Here is a 1,078-nt window from a genome sequence, read left to right on the forward strand (position 1 = left end):
GGGAAAGGAGCGGAAACGCATGAAAGCATCGAAGTTTACAGACGCGCAGAAGGCGTTCATTTTGCGGCAAGGCGAAGACGGGATGCCTGTTGCCGCAATCTGTCGCAAAGCTGGGATCAGTCAGGCGACCTACTTCAACTGGAAGAAAAAATACGGTGGGTTGCTGCCCGACGAGATGCGACGGTTGAAGCTGCTCGAAGACGAGAACGCGCGTCTCAAGAAGATTGTCGCGGACCTGACGCTGGACCGTGAAATGCTGCAAGATGTTATTCGCCGAAAGCTTTGAAGCCGGAACGGTCGCGTGAACTCGTTCGCGGGATGTGCGCAGATTGGGCGGTCTCGATACGCAGGGCTTGTGGGGCCCTGCGTTTTGACCGCTCAAGCTACCACTACAAATCCCGCCGCACCGATCCGGCAGCGCTGAAAGCGCGGATCAAAGAGATCTGCGAAACGCGTGTCCGATATGGGTATCGACGCGTGCATGTAGTTTTAGCCCGTGAAGGTTGGGATCTCAGCATCCGGAAAACCTACAATGTTTACAGAGCGATGGGCATGCAGTTGAGAAACAAAACACCAAAGCGGCGTGTGAAGGCCAAGCTAAGAGAGGATCGCACAGAAGCCGTAGGGCCGAACGATGTTTGGGCAATGGATTTTGTCCACGACCAGCTGGCATTGGGGCAGAAGTTGCGCATTCTTACGGTGGTCGACACCCATTCACGCTTCTGCCCCGTTTTAGATGCCCGCTTCAGCTACCGCGGTGAAGACGTCGTCCAGACATTGGAAAAGATCTGCGCAAAAGCGGGCTATCCGAAAACCATAAGAGTCGATAACGGCAGCGAGTTCGTGTCCCGAGACCTCGATCTATGGGCCTACGCAAAAGACGTCACGCTGGACTTCTCGCGACCCGGCAAACCGACGGATAACGGCTTCATCGAGGCGTTAAACAGCAAGCTCCGGTCCGAATGCCTGAACGCACATTGGTTCATGAGCCTTGCGGATGCCAGCGAAAAGCTGGAGGATTGGCGTAGACACTACAACGACGACCGACCACACAGCGCCATCGGATACAACGTCCCAA

The 1,078-nt window shown here is 55.4% G+C and carries 1 protein-coding gene; it reads left to right on the forward strand.

Going from position 1 to position 1,078, the window contains the following annotated elements:
• Window positions 1-19 precede the first annotated feature (19 nt).
• Window positions 20-1,078, forward strand: a protein-coding gene (locus HJ536_RS20670; protein WP_177159275.1) for an IS3 family transposase whose coding sequence is annotated in 2 segments (ribosomal slippage) — window positions 20-281 and window positions 281-1,078 — 1,060 coding nt annotated over the 2 segments. Because the reading frame shifts where the segments join, the coding sequence is not laid out codon by codon here. This gene is flagged as partial in the annotation.

Origin of the sequence: Donghicola mangrovi, assembly GCF_013377535.1 — a bacterium.
Classification (GTDB): Bacteria; Pseudomonadota; Alphaproteobacteria; order Rhodobacterales; family Rhodobacteraceae; genus Donghicola; species Donghicola mangrovi.